This window comes from Methylosinus sp. shoA, from assembly GCF_059718125.1.
In genome coordinates this window covers 4,694,614-4,721,353 of the sequence record NZ_AP046091.1, presented here as the reverse complement: position 1 = coordinate 4,721,353, position 26,740 = coordinate 4,694,614, and the positions used below count along the sequence as shown (strand labels likewise).

Below are 26,740 nucleotides of genomic sequence, written 5' to 3'. Positions count from 1 at the left end.
CGCAATCGAGGAGAGGACGGCCATGGCCATATTGAAGAGACGCGAGCGCGTGGGCGAACGCCCGATACCCGCATTCGGCAATCCCGATCTCCCGCCCCAGGGCGCCGTCAACGCCGCGAACAAGGCGAGCCTCACCGATCCGGGGCCGCAAAATACGGCGATCGGAGGCCAGTTCCCGTCGGCCCAGTTCCCGCCGCCCACCGACGTCAGCGACATGCCGATGTTCTGGGCCTCCTTCAACAACGCTCCCAAGCGCGTGCAGAACGGCGGCTGGGCGCGGCAGGTCACCCAGTTCGACTTCGCCATCGCCGAGGAAATCTCCGGCGTGGACATGCGGCTCACCGCCGGCGGCATAAGGGAGATGCATTGGCACCTCGCCGCCGAATGGGGCTATGTCTCCTATGGGAGCTGCCGCGTCACCGTGCTCGACGAGATGGGCCGCGCCTATGTCTCCGATGTGAGAGAGGGGGACATCTGGTATTTTCCGGCCGGCCTGCCGCATTCGCTGCAGGGGCTCGGGCCGGACGGCTGCGAGTTCCTGCTCTGCTTCGACGACGGCAAGGCCACCGAATACAACACCTTGCTGGTGACCGACTGGATCGCCCACACGCCGCCCGAGATTCTCGCGGCCAATTTCGGCCTGCCCGCCGAGACCTTCGCCAATATCCCACTGAACCAGCTCTATATTTTCCAGGGCGAGGTTCCCGGGCCGCTCGAAGCCGACCGGGCCGCCGCCGCCGGGACGGAGGGGCCGCCGCCCTATCCCTTCACCTTCTCCCTGAAAGAGAGTTCCGGCTGCAAGAAGACAAAGGGCGGCGAGGTGCGCGTCGCCGACAGCAATAATTTCCATGTCTCCAAGACCATCGCCGCCGCTCTGGTCACGCTCGCGCCCGGCGCGCTGCGCGAAATGCACTGGCACCCGAACGGCGACGAATGGCAATATTGGCTCAAGGGCCATGGCCGCATGACCCTGTTCGACGCCGGGCCCAAGGCGGTGACGCAGGATTTTCATGCCGGCGACATCGGCTATGTGAAGCGCGCCCACGGCCATTACGTGCAGAATGTCGGCGATGGGGAGCTGCAATTCCTCGAAGTGTTCCGCAGCTCCTATTTCGCCGATGTCTCCCTCAGCGGCTGGCTCACCCACACGCCTCCGGCCATGGTCGCGCAGCACCTCGACATCGAGCCGGAGACGATCGCGAAATTTCCGCGCGGTAAGCCCGAGATCATGCCCCTCTAACGCGGTAGCATGATACCGCTACGGAGTTTCGGCTGGAATTACGGGCTTTTCAGGCGCATGTCGCGCCCGATTCCGTTTGACAGAGGGGAGCGCCTCGCTTAATCACGCCGCATCCCCGCGAGCGCGGACAAAGCGAACGGAACAGCTCTCCCATGTTTGGCAAGACGTTTTCGGCGAAGCCGGCCGAAGTGGAAAAGAAATGGGTGGTGATCGACGCGACCGGCCTCGTGGTCGGGCGTCTCGCCACGCTCATCGCGCTGCGCCTGCGCGGCAAGCACAAGGCGACCTTCACCCCGCATGTCGACGACGGCGACAATATCATCGTCGTCAACGCCGAGAAGGTGGTGTTCACCGGCCGCAAGCGCGACCAGAAAGTCTATCACCACCACACGGGCTTTCCCGGCGGCATCAAGGAGCGCTCGGCCAAGTTCATCCTCGAGGGCCGCTTTCCAGAGCGCATCGTCGAGAAGGCGGTGCAGCGCATGCTGCCGCGCGGGCCGCTCGGCCGCAAGCAGCTCGGCAATCTGCGCGTCTACAAGGGGCCGGACCATCCGCATGCGGCGCAGACGCCGCAGCCGCTGGATGTCGCCGCCCTCAACCCGAAGAACGCCCGCAACGGCACGAAGAGCGCATAACCCATGGTCGAGACCACGCTTTCCTCCCTCTCCGAGCTCACCGCCGTCGCCGTTGCGGCCGAGGCGCCGAAATATGAGCAGAAGCTCGACAAATACGGCCGCGCCTACGCCACCGGCAAGCGCAAGAACGCCGTCGCGCGCGTGTGGATCAAGCCGGGGACCGGCAAGATCACGGTCAACGGCCGCGATGTCGAGGTCTATTTCGCACGCCCGGTGCTGCGCATGATCCTGCAGCAGCCGCTCGGCGTCGCCAATCGCGCGGGCCAGTACGATCTCATCGTCTCGGTCGCGGGCGGCGGCCTGTCCGGCCAGGCCGGCGCGGTGCGTCACGGCCTCGCCAAGGCGCTCACGCATTATGAGCCGGAGCTTCGTTCGGCGCTGAAGCGCGAAGGGTTCCTCACCCGCGACTCGCGCGTGGTCGAGCGCAAGAAATACGGCAAGCGCAAAGCCCGCCGCAGTTTCCAGTTCTCGAAGCGCTGATTATCTTTTCGATCGGCGATCGACTACGAAGGGCGGCCGCGGGCCGCCCTTTTTCGTTTTCCGGGATCGGACCAGAGACATGGCGAAAATCTTCATCGACGGCGACGCCGGCACCACGGGCCTCGAAATCCGCGAGAAGCTCACGGGCGCGAAGGACATCGAGCTCGTCTCGATCGCGCCCGAGCTGCGCAAGGACGTCTCCGCCAAGCGCGATATACTCGCGCGCGTCGACATCGCCGTCCTCTGCCTGCCGGACGCGGCGGCGAAGGAAACGGTCGCGCTCGCAGACGAGCTGGGCGCGCGGGGCCCGCGCATTCTCGACGCCTCCACGGCGCATCGCGTCGCGCCGGGCTGGGTCTTCGGCTTTCCCGAGCTCGCGCCGAGGCAGCCCCAGGCGATCCGCCAGGCGCGGCGCGTCGCCAATCCCGGCTGCTATGCGACCGGAGCGATCGCGCTTCTGCGGCCGCTCGTCGACGCCGGCCTTGTCGCGCCCGACCATCCGCTGACGATCAACGCCGTCTCCGGCTATTCCGGCCGCGGCCGGCAGTGGATCGAAGCCTATGAGAAGAGCGAGGTCCCGGCCTTCGAGCTCTACGGGCTGGAGCTGGAACACAAGCATCTGCCGGAAATCGTCGCCTATTCGCGCCTCCAATCGGCGCCGCTGTTCGTTCCTTCGGTCGCCAATTTCCGGCAGGGGATGCTGGTTTCCATCCCGCTGGCGCTCGATCGTCTCGTGGGCGCGCCGCGCGCGGTCGACCTCGAGGCGGCGTTGGCGCGCCATTACGCCGGGGCGCTCCATGTGCGAGTCGCCCCGGCGCCGAAGTCCGGCCGGCTGGACGCCTCGGCGCTGAACGGGACCAACGACCTGGAGCTGTTCGTCTTCGCCAATGAGCCGCGGCGCCAGGCCCTGCTGGTCGCGCGGCTGGACAATCTCGGCAAAGGCGCGTCGGGCGCCGCCATCCAGAATCTGGCGCTGATGCTCGGCGCGTGACGTCAGGACGCGGTTGGCGCAGAAAAGGGCGCTCCCTTCTCCCGCGAGTGGAGAAGGAATCGCGCCCGATCGTCGCTGGTTTTTCTCCAGCATCCGCGCAACCGCATCTCTCCTCCCATGAACCCGAACCGCCGGCCCGCATCGCCGTTCGCGAACGAAAGAGAGAGAGAGAGAGCCATGGCGGCGCAATAACGATCTCGTCGTCGCCGCGTCGCGCAGGACTGCTGTGAGGACGCTCCGTCATTCGGCGAAATCGCCGGCGAGCTCGGCGCGCACCGCCTCCGGCATCACGGCGATATGGCCGTAGTTTCGATGCGTAAAACCGATCAGCGCGCGCGCGCCTCGCTCGCGAAAAGCCGCGACCTGCGCGTCGGTGAACCTGAAATGCACGAATTGCACGGCGCTCGCCTTGCCTTCGGCGCTGGTGCGATCCTGATCCGTCTCCGGGACGCAGGAGATGCGCTCGCCGTTCAATTCGATGAAGGCGGTCTCCTCGATCGCGCCGAGCGTCGCCAGCACGCGCTTGCGGCGCAGCGGATCGTCGATCTCGATCATGAAGGTCGCGACCAGCTCGCGGCCCTTGGGGATGAGCGGATTATAGGCGGCGATCTCGCTCGGCGCCTGCTCGAGCCCGCCCTTTTCGATATGGATCATCTCCTGGATCTGCAGCCAGATCGTCTCGAAATCCTCGAAGTGGAACGTGACGAAAGGCCCGACCTCGACGCGCCGGTTGCGCTTGCGCGCGGCGATGCGCCGGCGGCTCTCCACCCTGATCCTCGCATAATTCGCGGGCGGCAGGAGATCGGCGACGGTGATGTCGTGCTTCGGCGCCATGTCGATCGCTCCATTACTTCGTCGGACAAGCCTCGCCGCCGTCATTGCGAGGAGCGCAGCGACGACGCAACCCAGAGGCTCACGGCTCTGGATGGCTTCGTTTCGCTCGCAATGACGGCCCGGCGAAGCGTCGCGACCTTACACGAGCCCATAGGCGCGGGCGAGCAGCTGGATCGGATGCGCGAGAAGCTCCGGCTTCTTCTCCTCGCCGCCGAGCCGCTCCATGCCTTGCACGATATGCGGGCCGGACAGCGGACATTCGGAGACGATATAGCGCTTGCCCGAGCCCGCTGCCTGCCGCGCCACAGGCTTGCCGACCTTCAACGCCGTCTCGAAATTCTCCGTCTTATAACCCCAGGCGCCGCCATGGCCCGAGCAGCGCTCGATCACCTGCACATCGGCCTGCGGCACGAGACGCAAGAGCTCGGCGCCCTTCCGCCCGATGTTCTGCGCGCGCGAATGGCAGGCGACGTGAAAAGCGACGCCGCCGTCGATCGGCGCGAGCCCGTCCGCAATGCCCTCCTTGCGCGCGATGCCGACGACATATTCGCTGAGATCGAATGTCGATTGCGCGAGCTTCCTCACCTTCGCGTCGTCGGTTGCAATCGATGGCCATTCGAATTTCAGCATCAGCGCGCAGGAGGGAACCAGCGCGATCATGTCATGGCCCTTGTCGATCCAGGGCTCGAGAGCGGCGGCGACTCTTTTCGCCGAAGCGGCGACCTCGCCGATCAGACCCTGCTCGAGCAGCGGCATGCCGCAGCAATGCGGATGCACGATTTCCGTCTCGACGCCGTTCTTCGCCAGCACCGCGCGCGCGGCGAGGCCGACCGAAGGGTCGTTATATTCGCCGAAGCAGGTGGCGTAGATCACCGCCTTGCGGCCGAAGCCCGGCGCCGCGCGATTCACTTCGACCGGCGTCTCCCTCGCGAGAGCCTCCAGCGTCTTGCTCGAATATTTCGGCAGCGCGGCCTCGTGATGGAGCCCGGCGACCGTCTCCAGCGCCTTGCGCGCGGCATGGTGCGAGCAGTCGGTCGTCCAATTGGCGAGCGGCGCGAGTTTCGTCGCGAGGGCGCCGTTGCGATCCGTCTGCGCCAGCTCGCGATCGGCGAGCGCGACGCCGTTTCTCTTCGCCTCGACGGCGCGATAGCGCAGCATCAGATGCGGGAAGTCGAGATCGAACTCGTGCGGCGGCACATAGGGGCACTTCGTCAGGAAGCACATGTCGCAGAGCGTGCAGGCGTCGACGACCCTCTTGAAATCCGTGCTGGCGACGGTCTCGAGCTCGCCCTTCGGCGATTCGTCGACGAGATCGAACAGGCGCGGGAAGGAATCGCACAAGTTGAAGCAGCGCCGGCAGCCGTGGCAGATGTCGAGCACACGGCGCATCTCGGCGTCGAGCTCGGCCTCGTCGTAGAAACCCGGATTCTCCCAATCCAGCGGCCGCCTGAACGGCGCCTCGAGCCCGCCTTCCCTCATGTCGCTTCCATGCCTCGTGGGATTTGCGCCCCGCGTCCATCATCGCGGAAAGCGAAGCGATCCAGGGGCCGCGCCGCGACGGAAGGATTGCTTCGCTCCGCTCGCAATGACGGCGGAGGAGGGTCCGGCGGCGCAGCGGCCGCCGGAGCGTTTTCTCGAAAGGCTCAGTGCAGCTCGTCGAGGGCCTTCTGGAAGCGGCCGGCGTGGCTGCGCTCGGCCTTGGCGAGCGTCTCGAACCAATCGGCGATCTCTTCAAAACCCTCCTCGCGGGCCGAGCGCGCGAAGCCCGGATACATGTCCGTATATTCGTGCGTCTCGCCGGCGACGGCGGCCTTCAGATTGTCCTCGGTCTTGCCGATCGGCAGGCCGGTGGCCGGATCGCCGACCGCCTCGAGGAATTCGAGATGGCCGTGCGCATGGCCGGTCTCGCCCTCCGCCGTCGAGCGGAACACGGTCGCGACGTCGTTGTGGCCTTCGACGTCCGCCTTCTGGGCGAAATACAGATAGCGACGGTTCGCCTGGCTCTCGCCGGCGAAAGCGTCCTTCAGATTCTGCTCGGTCTTGGTGCCCTTGAGCGTAGCCATAACTCATCTCCCTGGACGAATCGCATGTGGGGGCGCTCGGCGCCGGCGCGCGCCGCCGGGCCGGCTGCAGCGCCCTTGTTTAGAATAATTCGAAACTCGAGATTGCCAAGCGAGAATTGGAACGATTTGAAACTAAGTGGCGCGACGGCGGCGAGAGGCCGCGCCGCCCGCTTCAGCCGAGACGATCGCCGAACAAAAACTCCATTGCCCGGTCGAGCCTTATGTGCGGCAGCGGCAGCGGCTCCATGTCGCGCCCGAGCGCGGCGACCGGCGGGCGGAATTTGAGGAAGCGGAAATCCGCGTCGTCCTCCGGCAGAGCGAGCGCGTCGCCGCGGAACACACGGCGCGGGTCCGCGGGCAGCTCGCCGGGGAAGATCGCGCCTTCGGCCACGCCGTCGAACACGTCGTCGCCGATGCGCTCGCCCTCGATCGGCGTGCCGACGATGGCGGCGAGGGATTCGCCGTCGTGCTTCACGATGGCTTCGCGCGTCGCGCGCACGGCGGCGAGCGCAATGACATCGATGGTCGCGCCGACCCCCTCGGCCCGCTCGATGGCGCGCGAGGTGAGGTGACGCAGCACGCCCTCGAGCCGGTCATGGCTCGTGTGATGCAGATGATCGGCTTTGGTGGCGGCGAATAAAATGCGGTCGATCTTCGGGCGGAAGATCGTCGACAGGAGATTGGAGCGGCCGGTGCGGAAGGCGGTGAGCACATCGGCGAGCGCGGTCTCGAGATCGCGCACGGCGGCGGGCCCCGAGTTCAGCGCGGCGAGCGCGTCGACCAGCACGATCTGCCGGTCGAGCCGCGCGAAATGATCGCGGAAGAAAGGCCGCACGACATGGGTCTTATAGGCCTCGTAACGCCGCTCCATCATCGCCGCGAGACTGCCCGCGGGCAAAGCCTCGCCCTCCTGCACGGGCAGAGGCGAGAAGGTCAGCGCCGGCGAGCCCTCGAGATCGCCCGGCATCAGGAAGCGCCCGGGCGGCAGAGTGGAGAGCGCATAACGGTCGGTCTTGGCGGCGCGCAGATAATTGGTGAAGAGCGCCGCGAGGCGGCGCGCCATATCCTCGTTCGCCGTCGCGAGCGGATCGGTCAGCGCCGTAGCGCCCCGCCAATCGGCGGCGATGGTCGCGCGGGCGGCGGCGGAAGCCGCCTCCAGCGTCTCGCGCGACCATTGCGCATAGGTCTTGCCGAGCAACGGCAGATCGAGCAGCCATTCGCCCGGATAATCGACGATGTCGATGTCGAGCCGCGCCGGACCGGGCCTCAGGCTCGACATCAGGCCCGCGGCCTTGCGGTCGTATTGCAGCGTGACGCGCAGCTCGGAGATGCGCCGCGTCGACTGCGGCCAATGGCGGTCGGCGCCGGTCAGGGCGGAGAGATGCTCCTCATAGGCGAAGCGCGGAACGGCGTCGTCCGGCTGCGGATCGAGATGAGCGGAGACGAGCCGGTTTTCGGCCGCGACGCGGAACACCGGCAGCAGCGACTTGCGTCCCGAGCCGGCGGCCCTGGCCGCGACGGCGCGCGTCAGATGATGCACGAGCGCGGTGATGAACACCGTCTTGCCCGAGCGCGACAGACCGGTGACGCCGAGCCGCAGCCGCGCGCCCGAGAGGAAATCCTTCAGGCTGGAGGCGGCGACGCTGGTCTCGAAGAGGAGGTCGGAGAGCTGCGACACGGGGGCGGATCGGGCTGCGGCGGGCGGGTGGCGCATCATGTAGCCGCTCGCCGAGGTTTTGGGTAGGCCGGCAGGACGCCGGGGTGGAAATGGCGTGAGCCGCGTCGTGTGCTCCATCGCATTCGTCGGCGTTGCGGCGACGTCTATGCCGTCACCCATGAAAGCGGCCCGTCACACTGGCGGATCGCGTTGGATTCGAAAGGGAAAATTTCGACGGCGCGAGTCACTCGCCTGCCCTGAGCGGCCCGCCGGCCTCATGCGGTTCCCCACGCCCGCGGCGTCGAGGCGCCGGCTCCTGCGCTTCAATCCGGCTCGTCGCCTCCGCCCCTCAGATCCGCGGGAGTGACGAACCGCTCGAGACGCGCGCCGCTCACGCCGACGCCCGTCCAGTCGTCACCCTCGAAATCGAGCACGGCGAAGGCCGCCGTCGGATATTTCGACCGGAGGCGCGAGAGCTCGTCCGGCGCGCCGTCGGTCGCCAGCGCGCAGGCGAGATCGGCGAAGCCGGGGTTGTGGCCGATGGCGAGCAGCGTCGAAGCCTCCGCCGGCGTCTCCCGCAGCACGTCGAGCAGCCGATCCGGATCGGCGAGATAAATGGCGTCGTCGAGCCGATGCTCCACTTCGCGCGGAAACGCCTGCAGGGCGAGGTCCAGCGTGCGCTTGGCTCGGCGCGCGTCCGACGAGACGGCGAGATCGGGGACGAGCCCCTCGTCCGCGAGATAGCGGCCGACGCGGCGGGCGTCGTCCTCGCCGCGCTTGGTCAGCGGCCGCTGCCGGTCGCCGCCCGCCGAATGGGCGTCGGCCTTGGCGTGGCGCAGGAGGATGAGGCGTCGCATCTTCAAATCGTCCATCTCGCGGGAGTTTCGCGACGGGGACCGAGCCGGCCGGCCCTGTCGCCGCAAGGGTTTCGCGTCATCGCTCCCGGTCGCGATCATAGCGAAATTTTCACGTTTCGGCGCGCCCATATCCGCGCCATGGGGAGGCAGGCGGCGCTTCGCGGGCGCAGGGGAGCAGCAGCGCATTTCTGCAGGTTCTCGAAGCGTCGCGGTTGCGCTATAGGACCTCGGCCATTTCGAGAGAGCATCGACGGACCGCTCGGCGATCTCGACCGCGACGCTGCGGGGCCGTGACCATAAACAAGAGGGGAAGAAACGCATGATCCGCGAGTTCCGATATCGTGGCGAAACTTTCAGAGTCAACGCGCACGGAATAGCCGGCCATGAGGAGGTGTTCATCATGCACCTCGTCGACGGCGAGGAAGAAGGCGAAATCTCCATCGACCGCATGACGGAGGAGAACGACACCAGCGCGCCGATCTCGGCGATCTGCCAGATGCTGTGCGACAAGCTGATCATCGAGAACAGCATCGACGTCGCCGATCCGAACGGCGAATTCGCCTGGGTCGAGGCCGAGACGCTGCGCGCCGTGCTGCCGACCCGCAGCGACTCGGCGGCGCATTGATCATGTGACGGCTTCGGCGTCGCCTGCGCCGCCGAAGCCGAGGTGGCCGGTCCGCGGCGACGCCGCCTGCGGCGGCTCGCCTCTTTGTCGCGCCCGGCGCCGCGAAGACCGCTCTTCCCACCCCGGGCTCCGCGTGATAAGCGGCAGTCTTCACATTTCGCTTCGTCCCCGCATGGGCCGGGCGCGCGCCTCCCGCCGCCGAGATCGCTCCCAGATCGCCATGCGGAATGTGACTGATCGGTTTTCCAGCCGGGGACGCGGGGGGAGCCGGCTTCGACACTGCGCCTTGTTCGCTACCAGAGGTAACCATGAGCCAGACCAGCTTTTTCTCCGCTCCGCTCGCCGAATCCGATCCCGAACTCGCCAAGGCTATTCAGCTCGAGCTCGGTCGGCAGCGCGACGAGATCGAGCTGATCGCCTCCGAGAACATCGTCTCCAAGGCGGTGCTCGAGGCGCAAGGCTCGGTTCTGACCAACAAATATGCCGAAGGCTATCCGGGCAAGCGCTATTACGGCGGCTGCCAATATGTCGACATCGCCGAAAATCTCGCGATCGAGCGCGCCAAGCAGCTGTTCGGCGCGGGCTTCGCCAATGTGCAGCCGAACTCCGGCAGCCAGGCCAATCAGTCGGTCTTCCTCGCCCTCGCGACGCCGGGCGACGCGTTCTTGGGCCTCGACCTCGCCGCGGGCGGCCATTTGACGCATGGCTCGCCGGTCAATCTCTCCGGCAAATGGTTCAAGCCGATCCCCTATACGGTGCGCAAGGACGACCAGCGCATCGACATGGAGCAGGTCGCGGCGCTCGCCGCGGAGCACAAGCCGAAACTCATCATCGCCGGCGGCTCGGGCTATTCGCGCATCTGGGACTTCGAGGCCTTCCGCAAGATCGCGGACAGCGTCGGCGCATATTTCATGGTCGACATGGCGCATTTCGCCGGCCTCGTCGCCGCGGGCCTGCATCCCTCGCCCATCCCCCACGCTCATGTCGTCACCAGCACGACGCACAAGACGCTGCGCGGCCCGCGCGGCGGCCTCGTGCTGACCAATGACGAGGAGATCGCCAAGAAGATCAATTCGGCGATCTTCCCCGGCCTGCAGGGCGGCCCGCTGATGCATGTCATCGCCGGCAAGGCCGCGGCCTTCGGCGAGGCGCTGAAGCCCGAGTTCAAGGCCTATCAGCAACAGGTGAGGGACAACGCCCAGACGCTCGCCCAGACCCTCGTCGACGCCGGGCTGGCGATCGTCTCCGGCGGCACCGACAACCACCTGATGCTGGTCGACCTGCGCCCGAAGAAGCTCACCGGCAAGGCGGCGGAAGCCGCGCTCGGCCGCGCGCACATCACCTGCAACAAGAACGGCATTCCCTTCGACCCGGAGAAGCCCTTCGTCACCTCGGGCATCCGCCTCGGCTCGCCGGCCGCCACTTCGCGCGGTTTCGGCAAGGCGGAATTCGAGACCGTCGGCGGCTATATCGTCGAGGTGCTGGATGGGCTTTCGGCCAAGGGCGAGGCGGACAACGCCGCGACCGAGGCCGCGGTGAAGGAGAAGGTCCACGCCCTGACGGCGAAGTTCCCGATCTATTGATCGACCGTCATTGCGAGCGGAGCGAAGCAATCCAGAGTCGCGGGGCGTGGCTCCTGGATCGCTTCTCGCTCCGCTCCCCGCGATGACGGCGAGCCGGCGCAGGAACGGCGATGAGGTGAGGCCATGCGCTGTCCCTATTGCGGTTCGCCCGACACGCAGGTGAAGGACTCGCGTCCGGCCGAGGATTCCTCCTCGATCCGCCGCCGCCGGGTCTGCCCGGGCTGCGGCGGCCGCTTCACCACTTTCGAGCGCGTGCAGCTGCGCGAGCTGGTGGTGATCAAAAAATCGGGGCGGCGCGAGCCCTTCGACCGCGACAAGCTGATGCGTTCGCTCGAAGTGGCGCTGCGCAAGCGCCCGATCGATCCCGAGCGCGTCGAGCGCATGGTCAATGGCGTCGTGCGCCAGCTCGAAAGCTCGGGAGACGCAGAGATCGAGAGCGCGCGGATCGGCGAATTGGTGATCCAGGGGTTGAAGTCGCTCGACGACGTCGCCTATGTGCGCTTCGCCTCGGTCTATCGGGATTTCCGCGAGATTGCCGATTTTCACGCGCTGATCGACGAATTGTCGCAAGGCGACAGCGAACGGGAGGCGCGGCCGCAGGACGCGGACGCCGCGCCGGGCGGGAGATGACCGCGACGACCGGATCATCGGAGCGGATGGACGACGCCTTCATGGCGGCGGCGCTGGCGCTCGGCCGGCGCAATCTGGGCCGCACGGGGCCGAACCCTGCCGTCGGAGCGCTCATCGTCAAGGACGGCGTCGTGATCGCGCGCGGCTTCACGGCCGTGGGCGGACGCCCGCACGCCGAAGCGATCGCGGTCGCCGCCGCGGGAGAGGCGGCGCGCGGCGCGACGCTCTACGCCACGCTCGAGCCCTGCTCCCATCACGGCGCGACCCCGCCCTGCGTCGACGCCGTCATCGGCGCCGGGATCGCCCGCGTGGTTTCGGCGCTCGAGGATCCGGATCCGCGCGTCGCCGGCCGCGGCCATGCCCGCCTGCGCGAGGCCGGGGTCGAGGTGACCGTCGGCGTGCGCGCGAGAGAGGCGCGCGCCGACCATCTCGGCCATTTTCTGCGGGTGACCGAAGGCCGGCCGATGGTCACCCTGAAGCTCGCGCAGACGGCCGACGGCTATGCCGCCGGCGCCGAGCACGATCCGCGCCTCTTCATCACCGGCGCCGTGGCCGACACGGTCACCCATGTCGAGCGCGCGCTCCATAGCGCGATCATGGTCGGACATGGCACGGCTTCGGTCGACGATCCGCTGCTCACCGTGCGCCTGCCCGGCCTCGAAGCGTTCAAGCCGCTGCGCGTCGTGCTCGACGCGGGCTTGCGCCTCTCGCGCCGCTCGCGCCTCGTCGCCACGGCGCGTGAGACGCCGACGCTCATCATCGCCGGCGAGAGCGTCTCCGACATCGACGCCGCCGAATTTTCCGCCGCGACGGCGATCGAGGTGGCGCGCATCCCGCAGGAGGCCTCCGGCCGCCTCGTCCTGTCGGCGGCGCTGGCCGAGCTCGCGCGGCGCGGCGTCACCCGCGTGTTCAGCGAGGGCGGACCGCGCATCGCCGAGAGCCTTCTGCTCGGCGCGCTCGCCGACGAAGTGGTGCTGCACACGGGGTTGAAGCCGCTCGGCCGGCCGGGCCGTCTCGCCTTGTCGCCGGCGGCGCGCGCGCGGCTCGGGGACGAGAGCGCCTATCGTCTCGTCGACCAGGCGATGTTCGGCGTCGACCGCATGACGCGCTACGAGAGGATCGGGTAGATGTTCACGGGCCTCGTCACCGACATCGGCGAAATCCTCGAAGTCGAACCGCGCGGCGAATTGCGCCGCCTGGCCATCGCCTGCTCTTATCCGCTGGAGACGATCGCGCTCGGCGCCTCGATCGCCTGCTCCGGCCCCTGCCTCACCGCCGTGGGCCTGAGCCGCGAGGGCGCGCGCACGGTTTTCGAAGTGGACGCCGCCGCCGAGACTCTGGCGCGCACCACGGCGGGCGAATGGGCCGTCGGCCGCCGCATCAACCTCGAGCGCTCGCTGAAGATCGGCGACGAGCTCGGCGGCCATATCGTGACCGGCCATGTCGACGGGGTCGCGACGATTTTGTCCCGCGAGGATTTCGATGGGATGTCGCGGTTTTGGATCGAGGCGCCGCATGGGCTTGCGCGCTTCATCGCCGAGAAGGGGTCGGTCGCGCTCGACGGAACCTCGCTCACGGTGAATGCGGTCGAGGGCGACCGTTTTTCGGTGCTGATCATTCCGCACACGCTGGCGGTGACGACCTGGGGCTTCTATCGCGCCGGCGACCGCCTCAATCTCGAGGTCGATCTGATGGCCCGCTACGCCGCGCGGCTGGCGGAGGCGAAATAAGCGCGAGCCCGCCCGCGCGTCATGGCCGGGACGAGCCCGGCCATGACGCGGCAAGGTCGTCTCGCGCAACTCTCGCGGGTTATAGGCTTCCGCCGAAAAAATGTGTATCGATCGCCGCTTCGTTTCACGAGACGCGTCGCGCCGCCCCTTTCCCCGGCCCTCCCCCGCTCGCGGGAAAGGGAGGGGCTGCGTCCTTCATGAAGGGTTCGCGTAACGCCGATCACCCCCTCTCCCGCGAAGCGGGGAGGGTGAGGGAGGGGGCCGCGCCGCCTCCGTCCCGCAGGGAGTTCGCCAATGGCAGGGTCCTACCGCGCCGATGACGATGATCTCGCGCCCGTAAACGGCGCGCGCATTCTCGTCGTCGAGTCGCGCTTCAACGAGGATATCGTCGAGCTCTTGCACGAGGGCGCCGTCCGCGCGCTCGAGGAGTTGGGCGCCGATGTCACCACCGTCACCGTTCCCGGCGCGCTCGAGCTCGCGCCCGGGGCCGCGATCGCGCTCGACGCCGCAGAGAAGGCCGGCAAGCCTTATGAGGGCGTCGTCGCCCTCGGCTGCGTCATTCGCGGCGACACATATCATTTCGAGATCGTGGCGAACGAGAGCGCGCGGGCGCTCACCGATCTCGCGGTCGCGCGCCGGCTGCCGCTCGGCAATGGCGTGCTCACGGTGGACAACGAAGAGCAGGCGGCGGTGCGCGCCGATCCGAGCCAAGGCGGCGCCGACAAGGGCGGCGACGCGGCGCTCGCGGCGCTGGCGCTGGTGCGCCTGAAGCGCAAGCTCGGAGGCGCCGCATGAGCGTCGAGGAGAGGTCCGCGGCCCGCCTCGCCATCGTGCAGGCGCTCTATCAGATGGAGGTGGCCGGCAAGGGGCTGAACGAGATCTACGCCGAATTCGAGGTGCATTGGATCGGCCGCGAGATCGAGGGCGTGCAATACAAGCCCGCCGAGCTGCAGTTCTTCCGCGACATCGTCAAGGGCGTGCTCGACAATCAGGCGACGATCGACCGCGCGCTCGACGCCGCTCTGCAGGGCGGCTGGCCGCTGCAGCGGATCGAGGCGGTGATGCGCGCCATTCTGCGCGCCGGCGCCTATGAGCTCGGATTTCGGCGCGACGTGCCTGTCAAAGTCGTCATCAAGGAATATGTGGACGTCGCCGGCGCCTTCTTCGGGGCGACGGAGTCCGGCATGATCAACGCCGTGCTCGACCGCCTCGCGCGGCAGGCCCGGCCGGAGCACTTCGCCGAGAAGTGAGGGTGATGCGAGCTTGAAAATTTCGCTCCCTCATCCTGAGGCGCTTTTTGCGGAACGCAAAAAGCCTCGAAGGATGGTCCAGGGGGCGCGGCGGCCCATCCTTCGAGACGCCCGCTATGCGGGCTCCTCAGGATGAGGGGACCGGGTTCTCGAGACGATCGCCCCGGACGCGTATGAGGGCGATGCGAGCCCGAGGAGGAGCCGATGGCGGAACGCCGCTTCAGCGAGGAGGAGCTGATCGCGCAAGTCTTCGCGCCGCTCGCGGCCGAAGGCGGGCTCGGCCTCGTCGACGACGCCGCTCTGCTGCCGCTGCGCGAAAGCGGCGATCTGGTCGTCACGACCGACGCGGTGATCGCCGGCGTGCATTTCTTCCCCGACGATCCGCCCGGCCTCGTCGCGAAAAAGGCGCTCAGGGTCAATCTGTCGGACCTCGCCGGCAAAGGCGCGGAGCCGGCGGGCTTTCTGCTGACCCTCGCTTTGCCCGCCGATTGGACCAACGACTGGCTGTGCGACTTCGCCGCCGGCCTCGCCGAGGACGCCGGCGCCTATCGCTGCCCGCTCTATGGCGGCGACACCACCGCGACGCCCGGCCCGCTCACCATCTCCATCACCGCCTTCGGACGCGCGCCGCGCTTCGTTCCGCGCTCCGGCGCGCGGCCGGGCGATCTGATCTTCGTCTCCGGAACGATCGGCGACGCGGCGCTCGGCCTCGGAGTGAAACGCGGCGAGCCCTTTTCCGCGCGGCTCTCCGACGCGGCGCGGGCGCATCTCCTCGGGCGATACCGCCTCCCGCAGCCGCGCCTCGCCCTCGCCGGCGCCCTGGCCGCCCATGCGAGCGCGGCCATGGACGTGTCGGACGGACTCGCCGGCGATCTCGCCAAGCTGCTGCGCGCCAGCGGCGCGAGCGCGCGCGTGGAGATCGCCGGCGTTCCCCTGTCGGAGGCGGCGCGCGAAGCGGTCGCCCTCGATCCGGCGCTGGTCGAGCGGGCGCTCACCGGCGGCGACGATTACGAGCTCCTCTGTTGCGTCCCGCCCCAGGCCGCGCCCCGGCTCGAGGAGGCGGCGAGGGCGGCCGGCGCCGCCCTCGCCAGAATCGGCGAGATCGTCGCCGGCGCCGCATCGCCACAATTCCTGGACCCGAGCGGAAAACAGCGGACATTCAAGAAGATGTCGTTCAGCCACTTCTGACGGCGCGCCGGGAGCGCGCAGCCCCCGCCATTGCCGAAAACCCGCGTTTCTGGCATGAGGAGCCACGACATTCCCTTCGGTCGCGGCCCGAGCGATTCGGCTGCGCCGGGAAGCTCGTTGTCGCCGACAGGCAGTCGCCGCAAGCGCGTCTTTCTCGAAATCAACAGCGCGCGCGGCCGAGGAACGGAGAGGGCGCAATCGTCATGGTATTGTTTCTCAGCATCGTCTTCGGACTATTGTCCGTCGCCTACGGCGTCAAGACCTCGCAAGAGCTGTTGAAAGCCGACGCCGGCACGGCGCGCATGCAGGAAATTTCCGGCGCGGTCGCCGAAGGCGCGCAGGCCTATCTCAAGCGCCAATATACGACGATCGCCTATGTCGGCGGCGTCATCTTCGTGCTGCTCGTCATCCTGCTCGGCTGGGCGGTGGCCTTCGGCTTCCTCATCGGCGCGGTGCTCTCCGGCGCGGCCGGCTTCATCGGCATGAACGTCTCGGTGCGCGCCAATGTGCGCACCGCCCAGGCGGCGACCATCTCGCTCGCCGGCGGGCTCGACATCGCCTTCAAGGCGGGCGCGATCACGGGCCTCCTCGTCGCCGGCCTCGCCCTGCTCGGCGTCGCGGTCTATTATTCCATCCTCACCGTCTTCGTGGGCTATGCGCCCTCCGACCGGGTGGTGGTCGACGCACTGGTGGCGCTCGGCTTCGGCGGCTCGCTGATCTCGATCTTCGCGCGTCTCGGCGGCGGCATCTTCACCAAGGGCGCCGATGTCGGCGCGGATCTCGTCGGCAAGGTCGAGGTCGGCATTCCGGAGGACGATCCGCGCAATCCGGCCACGATCGCCGACAATGTCGGCGACAATGTCGGCGATTGCGCTGGCATGGCGGCCGACCTCTTCGAGACCTATGTCGTGACCATCGTCGCGACCATGGTGCTCGCCTCGATCTTCTTCGCCGACCAGGCGGGCCTCGCTTCCGCGATCGTCTATCCGCTGGCGATCGGCGGCTTGAGCATCGTCACCTCCATCGCCGGCACCTATTTCGTGAAGCTCGGCGACGACGACAGCGAGCTCGGCAAGCAGGCCAAGCCCATCTTCGACAAGATCGGCGTGCCGGACACGATCATGGGCGCGCTCTACAAGGGCCTCATTGCCACCGGCGCGCTGTCGGTGATCGGCCTCGTCCTCGCCACCACCTTTACCGTCGGCTGGGGCGAGATCGGCAAGGCCAATGGCGAGGCGATCCACGGCTATGGCCTGTTCTTCGCCGGCCTCATCGGCCTCGTCGCGACGGGCCTCATCGTCTACATCACCGAATATTACACGGGGACGGGCAAGCGCCCGGTCAAGTCGATCGCCCAGGCTTCGGTGACCGGCCACGGCACCAATGTGATCCAGGGCCTCGCCGTTTCGCTCGAGGCGACCGCGGCGCCGGCCGTGGTGATCGCGCTCGGCATCATCTTCGCCTATCAGGCCGGCGGCCTCTATGGCATCGCCATCGCCGTGACCACCATGCTCGGCCTCGCCGGCATGATCGTCGCGCTCGACGCCTTCGGCCCGGTGACGGACAATGCCGGCGGCATCGCCGAAATGGCCGGCCTGCCGAAGGAAGTACGCCAGTCGACCGATGCGCTCGACGCCGTCGGCAACACCACCAAGGCGGTGACCAAAGGCTATGCGATCGGCTCCGCCGGCCTCGGCGCGCTGGTGCTGTTCGCGGCCTACGCCAACGACCTGAAGCACTTCATCGAGAGCGGCGTGCCCTATTTCCAGGGCATAGAGAAGGTCGATTTCGACCTCTCCAATCCTTATGTCGTCGCTGGCCTCATCCTCGGCGGCCTGATTCCTTACCTCTTCGGCGGCATCGCGATGACGGCGGTCGGCCGCGCGGCCGGCTCGGTGGTGGAAGAGGTGCGTCGGCAGTTCAAGGAGAAGCCCGGCATCATGGACGGCACGGAGCGCCCGGACTACGGCCGCGCCGTCGACCTGCTGACCCAGGCGGCGATCAAGGAGATGATCATTCCCTCGCTGCTGCCGGTTCTGGCGCCGGTCGTCGTCTATTTCGGCGTGGCGCTGATCTCCGGCTCCAAGGCCAACGGCTTTGCGGCGCTCGGCGCCACCCTGCTCGGCGTGATCGTCAACGGCCTGTTCGTCGCGATCTCGATGACCTCGGGCGGCGGCGCCTGGGACAACGCCAAGAAGAGTTTCGAAGACGGCTTCACCGACAAGGACGGCGTGACTCATTACAAGGGCGGCGACGCGCACAAGGCGTCGGTGACCGGCGACACGGTCGGCGACCCCTATAAGGACACCGCAGGCCCGGCCGTGAATCCGGCGATCAAGATCACCAATATCGTGGCGCTGCTGCTGCTGGCGATCTTGGCGCGGTGAGCGGATAGCGACATCGCGGATAGCGAATGGAAGGCGGGGGCGACCCCGCCTTTTTTATTTCGAGAGGACAGGCCGATGGCTGCAGCTTTTGAAAAAGGGCATAGAATCTTGGTCGTTTTCGACGTCGACGGCACGCTCATCCAGTCGATGGCGCTGGACGGAGAATGCTATGGCGCGGCGTTGCTCGAGCATTTCGACGCCACGGACATGAGCTTGGACTGGGCGACTTACGAGCATGTGACCGATCCAGGAGTGATCACGGAGCTCTATGCGCGCAGGATCGGTCGTGCTCCGACGGCGCAGGAACTGCGCGATTTTCAGCGCCTTTTCACGTCGCGTCTGAAGTCGGCGATGTCCGATGTGTCTCTCCGAGAGACGCCGGGCGCCTCGCGTCTTCTGAGCGTGCTCGCGGCCGACGTAGGTTTCGAGGTAGCGATCGCCACAGGCGCATGGCGAGAGTCGATTTCGATGAAACTCGCGGCGGCCGGCGTCGACATAGGGGGCTTTCCCTTCGCTTGCGGCGATGACACGATCGAACGTGCGCGCATTTTTTCTCTCGCGGTCGAGCGCTCGCCCGGTTCGTTCGAGAGGATCGTGCTGGTGGGCGACGGAATTTGGGACGTCGTCACGGCGCGAGCGCTCGGCTTCGCTTTCCTCGGCGTCGGCAGCGGCGCTCAGGCCGAACGACTGCGGGAGGAAGGCGCGGAGCATGTGATCGAGGACTTTTCGCGCGTCGGAGCCGTGATCGAATTGCTGTCGAGGCTTTGAAAGCTCGTCTCGATGAGACTGTCACGACTGCGGCTCGAGAGAAATTCACTACCGGGATCGATCGCGACCTGCCGACCGCGATCTCGGCCGGCTCGAGGCGGCAATATGGAAATGCGAGGATTGGCGCGGAATTGCACCGGGTGATAACAACCGGGCCATGATAGACGAACTGCATCACCTGCCCGAACCCCATCGCAGGGAACTGGAGCGCATCGTCGCCATATTACTCAGCGAGTTCGGGGATGCGCTGAAAGGACGGCAAGCCGCTCACCGAAAAAGCGGGCGCATCTTGAGGATTATTCTGTTCGGGAGTTTTGCGCGCGGCGATTGGGTTTGCGATCCGAAAAGCGGTTACATGTCCGACTATGACTTGCTGGTGATCGTCGATCATCCCGAATTGACGACGCAGGAGGAGTATTGGGATGTCGCGCTCGAGCATTTGGATCGCGAGTTCGCCATAACCAAGACCCTGCGCCATCCTGCGCAATTCATCGTTCACGATATAGCCGATGTGAACACGCAGCTCGACAAGGGAAGGCCGTTCTTCATCGACATCATTCGCGACGGCAAGACGATCTACGAGGCTCCCGGCTCCCGGCTGGCAAAGCCCCGGAAGCTCGACCCGGACGAAGAGCAGGCGGAGGCCGGAGAATATTTTGAAACGTGGTTTCCGAAAATCGCGAGCGCGCTGCATCTGTCACGGGAGGCGGTGGCGATCGGAGATTTGAACGACGCCGCTTTCCTGCTGCATCAAGCCGCCGAACGCGCCTATAACTGCGTGCTGCTGACATTGACGCTCTACAGTCCGAGGACCCACAGACTCAACGAGCTTCGAGCCTTGGCCGAAAGCGTCGCGCCCCGCTTATCGGAGGCTTGGCCCCGCGTGACACGACGCGACCGGCGTGCTTTCAGCCGGATCAGGCGGGCTTATGTCGAGGCGCGCTATTCCCGCCACTATGTGATCGACCCTGATGAACTGGCTTGGGCGACCGAACGTTTGGAAGCTCTGCAACGCATCGCGCAAGATGTGTGCGAGGAAAGATTGCGTCGCCCGCCTGAAAGCGTCTGAGCGAACAGTGCGAAGAGGGAGTTTGTAAGCGCTACGGAACGCTCGACTGGATTGCAGCGGCGCTGCGTCGCCATCCGAGCTCAGGCCGTCGTCGCCTCTGCCGCCGTCCGCAGCCGCCGCGCGTGCAGCGTCGCGACTGCCAGTACGCCCATCGCCAGCGCCTGATGGGCGAGCGCCGCCCAGAGCGGCGCGGCGAGCAGCACGGTCACGACGCCGAGGACGGCCTGCGCGCCGATATGGCCGAGCAACACGCCCGCGCCGCGGCCGACGCGCCCGCCGACGGTTCCCTCGGCGTCGATGAAATGCACGAGCGAGAGCGCCAGCAGCAGATAGGCCAGCATGCGATGGTCGAACTGGACCGTCGCGCCGGTGTCGACCAGATTGATCCACCAGGGCGACACGGGCAGCAACGCCTCCGCCGGCGGAATGAAGTCGCCGTCCATCAGCGGCCAAGTGTTGTAGATGAGGCCGGCGCGCAGCCCCGCGACCAGCGCGCCCGCGCCGAGCTGGACGAAAACGAGAACGAGCAGCAGCGTCGCGACGAAGGCGAGGCGCTTGCGCCCATGCTCGACGATCAGAGGCCGCCGCGGCCCGAGCCCGGCTGCGACCCAGAGGCACGCCGAGAAGATCAGCGCGGCGAGCAGCAGATGGACGGCGAGCCGCTCCTGGGCGACCTCGACGCGGTGGACGAGCCCGGAGGACACCATCCACCAGCCGGCCGCGCCTTGCAGCGCGCCGAGCGCGAGAATGCCCAGGAGCTTGGGCTTCAATTTGCGTGGCAGGCGCCGGCGCAGCCAGAAGAAGACGAGCGGTAGCGCGAAGGCGACGCCGATCAGCCGGCCGAGCAGGCGATGGCTCCATTCCCAGGCGTAGATGACCTTGAAACGCGCGAGATCCATGTCCGGGAACATCTCGCGATATTGCGGAATTTTCTTATACTCCTCGAAGGCGGCGCTCCATTGCGCCTCGGAGAGCGGCGGCAGCACGCCGGAGATGGGCTTCCATTGGGTGATGGAGAGCCCCGATTCGGTCAGTCGCGTCGCGCCGCCGACGACCACCATCAGAAAGACGAGGCCGGCGACGATCCACAGCCACAGGCGCACGTCGGTTGCGGTCTCCTCGCTCGGCGGAGCGACGATGGCGGGCGTATGGGCGGGGAAATGGATCCAGTCGGTCATGGGGGACCACTCGGGCGACAGGGCGGGGCCGTTGCGCGCCACTTAAGAGGAGGGCGGGGGTCTTGTCCATATCGGCCTCCGCCGCCCGCAGGGCGCCCGTGAAGGTCGCTTCAGGCGCTTCGCCTCTGCGCCGCGGCCGAGGGCGGCGCGTGGCCCGGCGCCGCGAGGCGGCGCAGGATCTCCGCGAGCGCCGCGTCATGCACGTCGAGCTCGCGCAAATGCTCGTAAGTGTTGCGCACATAATCGGGATTGGCGCCGGACGCGCCGACGCCGCACGCCACCAGCCGCGCCATCTCCTCGACCGGGAGACGACCCGCATATTGGTCATGGGCGCGGTCGACGACGAAGGTGAGAGCGCGCGCCGCGCCGCCGCTGGGAAAGCGCAGGCCGACCATGCGCTCCACATAGACGGAGGTGACCAGTTCGCGCTCGCGCAGATAGGCGAGCGTCTCGGCTCTGGCGGCCGCGGCTACGCGAAAGGCGACGCCGAGGCAGGAGCCGCCATAGTCGAGGCCGAGCACGAGCCCCGGACGTTCCGGCGTGCCGCGATGGACGTGCGAGAACACGCACAGAGAGCGATGGTAGCCATGCACCCACGCCTGGGTCTTCTCGATGAAATCGAACCCCGGCCGCCACATCAGCGAACCATAGCCGAACACCCAGAAGTCGTCGCCTGTCGTCGCCATTTTCCTTTCCGACGTCGCGGCGTTCGCTCTGCCGATTCGCTGCCGCCCGCTATGAGAGTCGCCGCATTCGAACGGCGCGTAAAGCGCAATGTGCGAACACGTTCGACAAAATGATGGAGTTTTTCGGTCCGGGAGCGGGTCCGGCGTCTCCACAGCTTGCGGCGGATCGGCGCATCCGCTTATCTGAACGGCGGTTTTTCTGGTTTTTCGTCGAGGAGACTTATTTCATGAGGTTCCCCCTTCTGCTCCTGGTCTCGGCCACGCTGATCGTTCCGCCGAGCGCAGCCTTCGCCGAGCCTGCCAAATCGAGCGGGTCGCGATATTGCGCCGATTCGCTCGGGCGTCGCATCAATTGTCCACGCGAGGGCCGCTCGGTCGATCTGTTGCCGGACGAAGATCTCGATCCCTTGCTGGTCGGGGGCGGGCTTCTCGCGCTCGGCGGCGTCACGGCCGGCGCGCTCGCGTTGAGCAACAACGGCAGGGACAGCGGCGGGCTGTTCTTCCCGTCCGCCACCACCCGCTCGATCAGCCCCTGAGCTCCGCTCCGGCCCGAGACTGCGTATCCCGGCTCATCTCGCCGGCGGCGAGAACGAATCGTTCACGATACGGCTGTTTCCATGGAACCTCGGCTCGACTGGTGAAGTTGTCCCGGCGGCGGCGTCCACGCCCGTGCGACGCGCCGAAGGGAGATCGTTCATGTCGTCGACGGAAGAGCCCTCTGTTCGTATCGCCGTGCCGGTCGCGGACATGCGCGCCGCCGCGCCGCGGCGCGCGAGCCTGCTCGCCGTTCTCGTTCTCGTTGCCGCCGGCGCCGGCATTCTCGCCCTCTATGCGCTCGCCGGCCAGCGCCTGTTGGCGATCTGGGCGGCCTCGGCGCTGTTCGGCTGGATGTTCGTCGCCGGCGCCGCGAGAGCTTCGTCCGACTGAACGCGGCGCCCTCAGAGCCTGTGGTCCTCGATGGACGCCAAGATCATGACGATGATCGCCCAGAGCACCGCCAGCCCCACGAAGATCAGAAAGGGCGAGCTGAATCGACGCGGGTAGCGCGCGTCTTCCGGCAGGGCCGGCGGGACGAACACGGTCAGGTACAGGGTCTGCCGATTGGCGCGCTGTTGGGCGCGGTCGAGATCGGAGCGCGCCAGCGCATAGAGCTGCTCCGCGAGCGTTCTCTGCAGCTCCAGCTCCTCGAATTTCGCAATCGATCCCGAGATGGTTCCGCTTGCGCCTTCGCGGCTCGTCAGCTTTGCTTGGAGCTCCTTGATCTGCTTGTCGGCAGTCTCGATCTGCTCGCGAAGCACGCGTACGGTCGGCGCGTCGGGCGCCAATTCGCGCGAGGCGACGAACATTTCGCTCTCGAGCCGGATCTTGTCTCCCATCAGGGGCGCGAGAAGAGCGCCGATCTCCGAGCTCTTGGCGGTGGGATCGATCATGCCGAACCGATCGCGAAACGTATTCAGCTCGGCGAGCGCCGACTGCACCACGCCGAAGGCGCGCCGCACATCCTTCTCGGCCATCGCGGTCGCATCCTGACGCGCGCGTTCCGAAATGCGGTTCACCAGATCTTCGCTCGCGGAAATCACGGCGCGGCCCAGCGCCAGCGCATCCTCCCGGCGAAAGGCGCGCACCTTCACCGTGACGACTCCCGACCCGGAGTCGACGTCGGTCTCGACCATCGAAGTCCAATAGTCGACGAGCTGCTCGATCGGGGCGTTCATGCGAAGGCGGGCCCAGAAATCGGCCTCGGGACGTTGGAACACCTCTCGCAACCGGATTTTGGTCGAGAGATCGTCGATGATTGCGCGGCTGCGGATATAGCTCGAGACGACGAAGGAATTCTGCGTCGAAGCGTCGATGCTCACTCCGCCGGCGATGGAGCTGATCGCCTTGCCGCCGCCTGCGCCCAGACCGGCGGGCGGATCGGTCGTAACGAGGGCGCGCACGGCGAAACGTATTTCCACCGTGTATTGATCGGAGGCGATGAAAGCGAAGTAGATGGACGCAGCGACAGCCGGCGCGACGACGAAGAGGAGGAAGGATCCCATCACCGGCGGAATGCGATCGCGCCAGCGGAAGGCGCGATCCGCTTCGACCGCGACGCGCTCGATTTGTTCGACGACGAGTCGCGCCGCGACCGGCGCCGTGGCGAGGGAGCGCGCCAATCGGACGAGCGTCGACGGACCGATCCGACTATTCGAGGATGCGGCGCCCAGGGCCGCGTCCGCATCGGGTCCGGCCTCGGCCTGGACCGTGGTCACGCGTTCTTTCACATCGCTCGTCAAGAGGCCTCCTCGATCGCCGCTTTGGCCGTATAATAGATCTCGAGATCGTCCTCCAGCAGGAGCTCGATCTCGGGCAGGCGGCGCAGCCGCGCCGCGAACTCCTCGACAGCGGCGAAGCGGGGAAGCGGCGACAGCGTCGCGGGCGGCATTTTCAGAAGCGCCTCGACCTCCTCGAGGAAGGCGTCGGAGCGCTCTCGCAGCCCGACCGCGGCGAAGGAGGCGAGAGCGGAAAGCGCTTTGGCGACGCCGGTGCGCGGCGGCGGATCGTCGAGAGCCTCGGACGCGAGCTGGCGCGTCAGTGGATTGGCGAGAACGGCGATCACATTCTTCTGCATCTGGTCGAAGGCGCGCCGCAGGTTGCGGTCGTCGTCGTCGATCTGCTGCGCGAATTCGATCGCGGCGCTGAAGGAGAGCATGTCGCGCGGACCGAGCAGATCGTCGCCGAACTTGGCGACATGTTTCAATGTCAGCAGCCGCTCCGCCAGCTCGAAATAGGGATCGTGCAGGAGCACGATGCATTTGAACCGGTCGTGCAGAAAGGACTGGTAGGCGGAGAAGGCGAGGCGGCCGCTCAGATAGAGCGACTCGGCATTGGAGAGATTGAACACCTGCATCGCCGTCTCGCGGCCGTGCCGTTCGACGCCCTTGTGGAAGAATTGAAATCTGTGCTCGACCTGCTCGTCGAGCCGCCAGAGCGGGAACAAATGCGTCTCGAGGCGGAAGACGCATTGCTCGAGGACCTGCGACTTCTTGCGACGTCTGTAGATCACGATGCCCGTGTCGACGTCGGTCAGCTCGAGTGTGTCGTTCTTCGCGATGTCCGGCACGATCGACGCGTCGATCGTGAAGCCGCAGCAGCCGGTCGCGTGCCGGCCCGCGACGACGAGGGCGGGCCGTTCGTCCTTGCAGACGAGTTCGGCGACCGGCACGCCATTGCTGGTCACGCGCAGCGTCGGCGATTTGGTGTATTCGTCGGGAGCGACATAGCCGACGATGCGATTGCCGCGGTCGGCTTCTATGTTGAACAACATGAGCCCTGTCTCGCTCGCGTTCGTCCAATTCCTGCGCCCGCTCTCTCGTTCCGAGATTTCCGAGCGCGCGTCGACCCCACCGCCCGGCCGCGATGCGGCAGACCGCCCCCCTGGCGACTCACTCTCTACATGATCGTCTCGGGCAGGGAAATGCTCGCGGCCCCGACGCCTCGGATATGCCTCGATTTCGCCCGATCTCGGCCATCCGGGCGCGGCGTTTCGGCGACGGCCGGCCTGTGCGCGACGGTTCATGTCGATAGGCGGCGATCTCGCGGAAGGCGAGCCGCGGTCGAAGCGCGGCGCGGTGAACGAGAGTCTCGAAACGAATTGCACGCGAATTTCGAACTTGCCATTTTCGCGACGATCTTCTCCGAAATGGAGCGGATGCGACGCCGCGCCTCGCGGCGGCCGCTGTCACCACCAACCGCGATTCCAACCCCAGCCGCGCGGTCCGTAGACGTAAGGGTAGTCGTAACGCGCGCGCCGATCCGCCGAGCGGTCGAGGTCGAGCTGGAGCAGGCACTTGGCGAAAGCGTCGGTTCCCGCCTTGAAGCCGTATGAGCGGCAGCGCGTCTCGTCGGCGGATCTCCGCTCGAGGTTGGAGGTCGTGTTGCAGGCGCCGGCCAGCAGGCCCATGGCGATGACGAAGACAAGTCTCGAGGGCGGCATGAAATCTCCCAGTGCCTCTTCACCAGCCGACCGGAGCGGCGAGCGAATCCTACCATAGCTCAGGTCGAGACCAGAGAAAAAACCGTTTTTTCCACGTCGATGTTGCCCGAGGCGCCCGACTGCGATTATCGTTCTCGTCACGGCGCCGGGCGAACTTCGGCCGGCCGGGCGGATCGAGAGGGCGCTTTGCTTCGAACGGCGAAAGACGGAAGAGGGCCGGTGACGCGCGAGCGCGCGGCGGACGGGCCGGCGTCGCGCGAGGCGCCGCGTCGAGGAGGCGACGACCCGATGGCAGCGACCGAGAAGAAGCCGACGACGATCAAGAAATACGCCAACCGGCGTCTCTACGATACGGGCACGAGCACTTATGTGACGCTCGAGGATCTCGCCGCAATGGTCAAGCGCGGCGAGGATTTCGTCGTCTGCGACGCCAAGACCGGAGAGGACATCACCCGTCCGGTCCTGACCCAGATCATCTTCGAGCAGGAGAGCAAGGACGGACAGAGCCTGCTGCCGATCGCCTTCCTGCGGCAGCTCATCCGTTTCTACGGCGACTCGATGCAGATGCTGGTGCCGAGCTATCTCGAGTTCAGCATCGACCGGCTGACCCGCGAGCAGCAGAAGTTCCGCGACCAGGTCTCCCAGGCGCTCGAGGGCGCGCCCTTCGGGGAGCCGACGCGCCAGGCGTTCCAGTCGCTGGAGGAGCAGGCGCGCAAGAATATGGCGGTGTTCCGCCAGGCGCTGGCAATGTTCAATCCCTTCGGCGTGCCCGGCGAGGCGCCTGCGGCCGAGCCGGCGGCGTCCGACGCCGCGCCGCGCGCCGACATCGACGACATGAAGCGCCAGCTCGAGGAGCTGAACAAGCGGATCGATCAGCTGTCGGGCAAGAGCGCGGGCTGAGCGGCCTCTT

Annotated in this window: 28 protein-coding genes; 18 read left to right on the top strand and 10 right to left on the bottom strand. The window is 67.0% G+C overall.

Translation table 11 applies throughout. The annotated features are described in order from the left end of the window. The first annotated feature begins 22 nt into the window (after positions 1-22). The 4 genes from AC6IW9_RS22100 (at position 23) to argC (ending at position 3,346) form a co-directional block, all read left to right on the top strand. The gene (locus tag AC6IW9_RS22100; RefSeq protein ID WP_497767477.1) at positions 23-1,240 is read left to right on the top strand and encodes a cupin domain-containing protein; all 1,218 of its coding nucleotides are present in this window, start codon (positions 23-25) and stop codon (positions 1,238-1,240) included. A gap of 152 nt (positions 1,241-1,392) precedes the next feature. Next, positions 1,393-1,875 carry a 50S ribosomal protein L13 gene (rplM, locus tag AC6IW9_RS22095; protein ID WP_497767474.1) on the top strand — a complete coding sequence of 161 codons (483 nt, stop codon included), beginning with the start codon at positions 1,393-1,395 and terminating at the stop codon, positions 1,873-1,875. Between the two features lie 3 nt (positions 1,876-1,878). After that, positions 1,879-2,355 carry a 30S ribosomal protein S9 gene (gene rpsI / locus AC6IW9_RS22090; protein WP_497767470.1) on the top strand — a complete coding sequence of 159 codons (477 nt, stop codon included), beginning with the start codon at positions 1,879-1,881 and terminating at the stop codon, positions 2,353-2,355. Positions 2,356-2,434: 79 nt separating this feature from the next. Further along, positions 2,435-3,346, top strand: a complete 912-nt coding sequence (gene argC / locus AC6IW9_RS22085; RefSeq protein WP_497767467.1) for an N-acetyl-gamma-glutamyl-phosphate reductase — start codon at positions 2,435-2,437, stop codon at positions 3,344-3,346. Positions 3,347-3,586: 240 nt separating this feature from the next. Here the strand turns inward: argC and AC6IW9_RS22080 are convergent, their stop codons facing one another. The 5 genes from AC6IW9_RS22080 to AC6IW9_RS22060 form a co-directional block, all read right to left on the bottom strand. Continuing rightward, a complete protein-coding gene (locus tag AC6IW9_RS22080; RefSeq protein ID WP_497767465.1) occupies positions 3,587-4,180 on the bottom strand; it encodes a DUF3501 family protein in 594 nt (197 codons plus the stop codon). A 138-nt stretch (positions 4,181-4,318) separates the two neighbouring features. Then, complete coding sequence (locus AC6IW9_RS22075; RefSeq protein ID WP_497767462.1) at positions 4,319-5,659, bottom strand: heterodisulfide reductase-related iron-sulfur binding cluster; 1,341 nt, start codon at positions 5,657-5,659, stop codon at positions 4,319-4,321. Between the two features lie 164 nt (positions 5,660-5,823). Further along, positions 5,824-6,243, bottom strand: a complete 420-nt coding sequence (locus AC6IW9_RS22070) for a rubrerythrin family protein (protein ID WP_497767460.1) — start codon at positions 6,241-6,243, stop codon at positions 5,824-5,826. 172 nt (positions 6,244-6,415) lie between these two features. Then, positions 6,416-7,960, bottom strand: a complete 1,545-nt coding sequence (locus AC6IW9_RS22065) for a YcjX family GTP-binding protein (protein ID WP_497767457.1) — start codon at positions 7,958-7,960, stop codon at positions 6,416-6,418. A 263-nt stretch (positions 7,961-8,223) separates the two neighbouring features. Continuing rightward, positions 8,224-8,757 carry a SixA phosphatase family protein gene (locus AC6IW9_RS22060; RefSeq protein ID WP_497767455.1) on the bottom strand — a complete coding sequence of 178 codons (534 nt, stop codon included), beginning with the start codon at positions 8,755-8,757 and terminating at the stop codon, positions 8,224-8,226. Between the two features lie 319 nt (positions 8,758-9,076). On the opposite strand from AC6IW9_RS22060, the gene AC6IW9_RS22055 reads away from it, so the two are divergent. The 11 genes from AC6IW9_RS22055 to AC6IW9_RS22005 all read left to right on the top strand — a co-directional run bounded on the left by AC6IW9_RS22055 (position 9,077) and on the right by AC6IW9_RS22005 (position 19,987). Continuing rightward, the gene (locus AC6IW9_RS22055; protein WP_497767452.1) at positions 9,077-9,382 is read left to right on the top strand and encodes a hypothetical protein; all 306 of its coding nucleotides are present in this window, start codon (positions 9,077-9,079) and stop codon (positions 9,380-9,382) included. A 308-nt stretch (positions 9,383-9,690) separates the two neighbouring features. Then, entirely contained in the window at positions 9,691-10,965 is a 1,275-nt protein-coding gene (glyA, locus tag AC6IW9_RS22050; protein ID WP_497767449.1) for a serine hydroxymethyltransferase, read from the top strand. Between the two features lie 123 nt (positions 10,966-11,088). Continuing rightward, on the top strand, positions 11,089-11,595 hold the full coding sequence (nrdR, locus tag AC6IW9_RS22045; RefSeq protein WP_497767446.1) for a transcriptional regulator NrdR: 507 nt from the start codon (positions 11,089-11,091) through the stop codon (positions 11,593-11,595). Beyond that, entirely contained in the window at positions 11,592-12,722 is a 1,131-nt protein-coding gene (gene ribD / locus AC6IW9_RS22040) for a bifunctional diaminohydroxyphosphoribosylaminopyrimidine deaminase/5-amino-6-(5-phosphoribosylamino)uracil reductase RibD (protein ID WP_497767442.1), read from the top strand. The genes nrdR and ribD overlap by 4 nt, the downstream gene beginning before the upstream one ends. Further along, positions 12,723-13,325: a riboflavin synthase gene (locus AC6IW9_RS22035; RefSeq protein ID WP_497767440.1), complete on the top strand. Its 603-nt coding sequence runs from the start codon at positions 12,723-12,725 to the stop codon at positions 13,323-13,325. It abuts the gene before it with no gap. Between the two features lie 294 nt (positions 13,326-13,619). After that, the gene (ribH, locus tag AC6IW9_RS22030) at positions 13,620-14,120 is read left to right on the top strand and encodes a 6,7-dimethyl-8-ribityllumazine synthase (protein ID WP_497767437.1); all 501 of its coding nucleotides are present in this window, start codon (positions 13,620-13,622) and stop codon (positions 14,118-14,120) included. Beyond that, positions 14,117-14,575 carry a transcription antitermination factor NusB gene (nusB, locus tag AC6IW9_RS22025; protein ID WP_497767434.1) on the top strand — a complete coding sequence of 153 codons (459 nt, stop codon included), beginning with the start codon at positions 14,117-14,119 and terminating at the stop codon, positions 14,573-14,575. Before ribH ends, nusB begins: the two co-directional genes overlap by 4 nt. A 204-nt stretch (positions 14,576-14,779) precedes the next feature. Continuing rightward, a complete protein-coding gene (gene thiL, locus AC6IW9_RS22020; RefSeq protein ID WP_497767432.1) occupies positions 14,780-15,763 on the top strand; it encodes a thiamine-phosphate kinase in 984 nt (327 codons plus the stop codon). 203 nt (positions 15,764-15,966) lie between these two features. Further along, positions 15,967-18,150, top strand: coding sequence for a sodium-translocating pyrophosphatase (locus tag AC6IW9_RS22015; protein WP_497767429.1), 2,184 nt, complete (start codon positions 15,967-15,969; stop codon positions 18,148-18,150). 108 nt (positions 18,151-18,258) lie between these two features. Continuing rightward, positions 18,259-18,918 carry an HAD family hydrolase gene (locus AC6IW9_RS22010; protein ID WP_497767427.1) on the top strand — a complete coding sequence of 220 codons (660 nt, stop codon included), beginning with the start codon at positions 18,259-18,261 and terminating at the stop codon, positions 18,916-18,918. A 157-nt stretch (positions 18,919-19,075) separates the two neighbouring features. Next, positions 19,076-19,987, top strand: a complete 912-nt coding sequence (locus AC6IW9_RS22005) for a HEPN domain-containing protein (RefSeq protein ID WP_497767425.1) — start codon at positions 19,076-19,078, stop codon at positions 19,985-19,987. A gap of 80 nt (positions 19,988-20,067) precedes the next feature. Here the strand turns inward: AC6IW9_RS22005 and AC6IW9_RS22000 are convergent, their stop codons facing one another. Next, positions 20,068-21,165 (bottom strand): COX15/CtaA family protein, encoded by a 1,098-nt coding sequence (locus AC6IW9_RS22000; RefSeq protein ID WP_497767422.1) that lies wholly within the window; start codon positions 21,163-21,165, stop codon positions 20,068-20,070. A 110-nt stretch (positions 21,166-21,275) separates the two neighbouring features. After that, a complete protein-coding gene (locus AC6IW9_RS21995; protein WP_497767420.1) occupies positions 21,276-21,851 on the bottom strand; it encodes a gamma-glutamylcyclotransferase in 576 nt (191 codons plus the stop codon). 227 nt (positions 21,852-22,078) lie between these two features. Between AC6IW9_RS21995 and AC6IW9_RS21990 the strand changes: the two genes are divergently transcribed. Together AC6IW9_RS21990 and AC6IW9_RS21985 are read left to right on the top strand one after the other, a co-directional pair. Continuing rightward, entirely contained in the window at positions 22,079-22,387 is a 309-nt protein-coding gene (locus AC6IW9_RS21990) for a hypothetical protein (protein WP_497767418.1), read from the top strand. 160 nt (positions 22,388-22,547) lie between these two features. Continuing rightward, on the top strand, positions 22,548-22,778 hold the full coding sequence (locus AC6IW9_RS21985; protein WP_497767415.1) for a hypothetical protein: 231 nt from the start codon (positions 22,548-22,550) through the stop codon (positions 22,776-22,778). A gap of 11 nt (positions 22,779-22,789) precedes the next feature. On the opposite strand, the gene AC6IW9_RS21980 is transcribed toward AC6IW9_RS21985, so the two are convergent. The 3 genes from AC6IW9_RS21980 to AC6IW9_RS21970 all read right to left on the bottom strand — a co-directional run bounded on the left by AC6IW9_RS21980 (position 22,790) and on the right by AC6IW9_RS21970 (position 25,830). Further along, complete coding sequence (locus tag AC6IW9_RS21980; RefSeq protein ID WP_497767413.1) at positions 22,790-24,130, bottom strand: KpsE/RkpR family capsule polysaccharide export protein; 1,341 nt, start codon at positions 24,128-24,130, stop codon at positions 22,790-22,792. Beyond that, positions 24,127-25,161, bottom strand: a complete 1,035-nt coding sequence (locus AC6IW9_RS21975) for a hypothetical protein (protein WP_497767411.1) — start codon at positions 25,159-25,161, stop codon at positions 24,127-24,129. Before AC6IW9_RS21975 ends, AC6IW9_RS21980 begins: the two co-directional genes overlap by 4 nt. Positions 25,162-25,575: 414 nt before the next feature. Further along, positions 25,576-25,830, bottom strand: a complete 255-nt coding sequence (locus AC6IW9_RS21970) for a hypothetical protein (RefSeq protein WP_497767409.1) — start codon at positions 25,828-25,830, stop codon at positions 25,576-25,578. A 288-nt stretch (positions 25,831-26,118) separates the two neighbouring features. Between AC6IW9_RS21970 and phaR the strand changes: the two genes are divergently transcribed. Beyond that, the gene (gene phaR / locus AC6IW9_RS21965; RefSeq protein ID WP_497767407.1) at positions 26,119-26,730 is read left to right on the top strand and encodes a polyhydroxyalkanoate synthesis repressor PhaR; all 612 of its coding nucleotides are present in this window, start codon (positions 26,119-26,121) and stop codon (positions 26,728-26,730) included. The last annotated feature ends 10 nt before the right edge of the window (positions 26,731-26,740 follow it).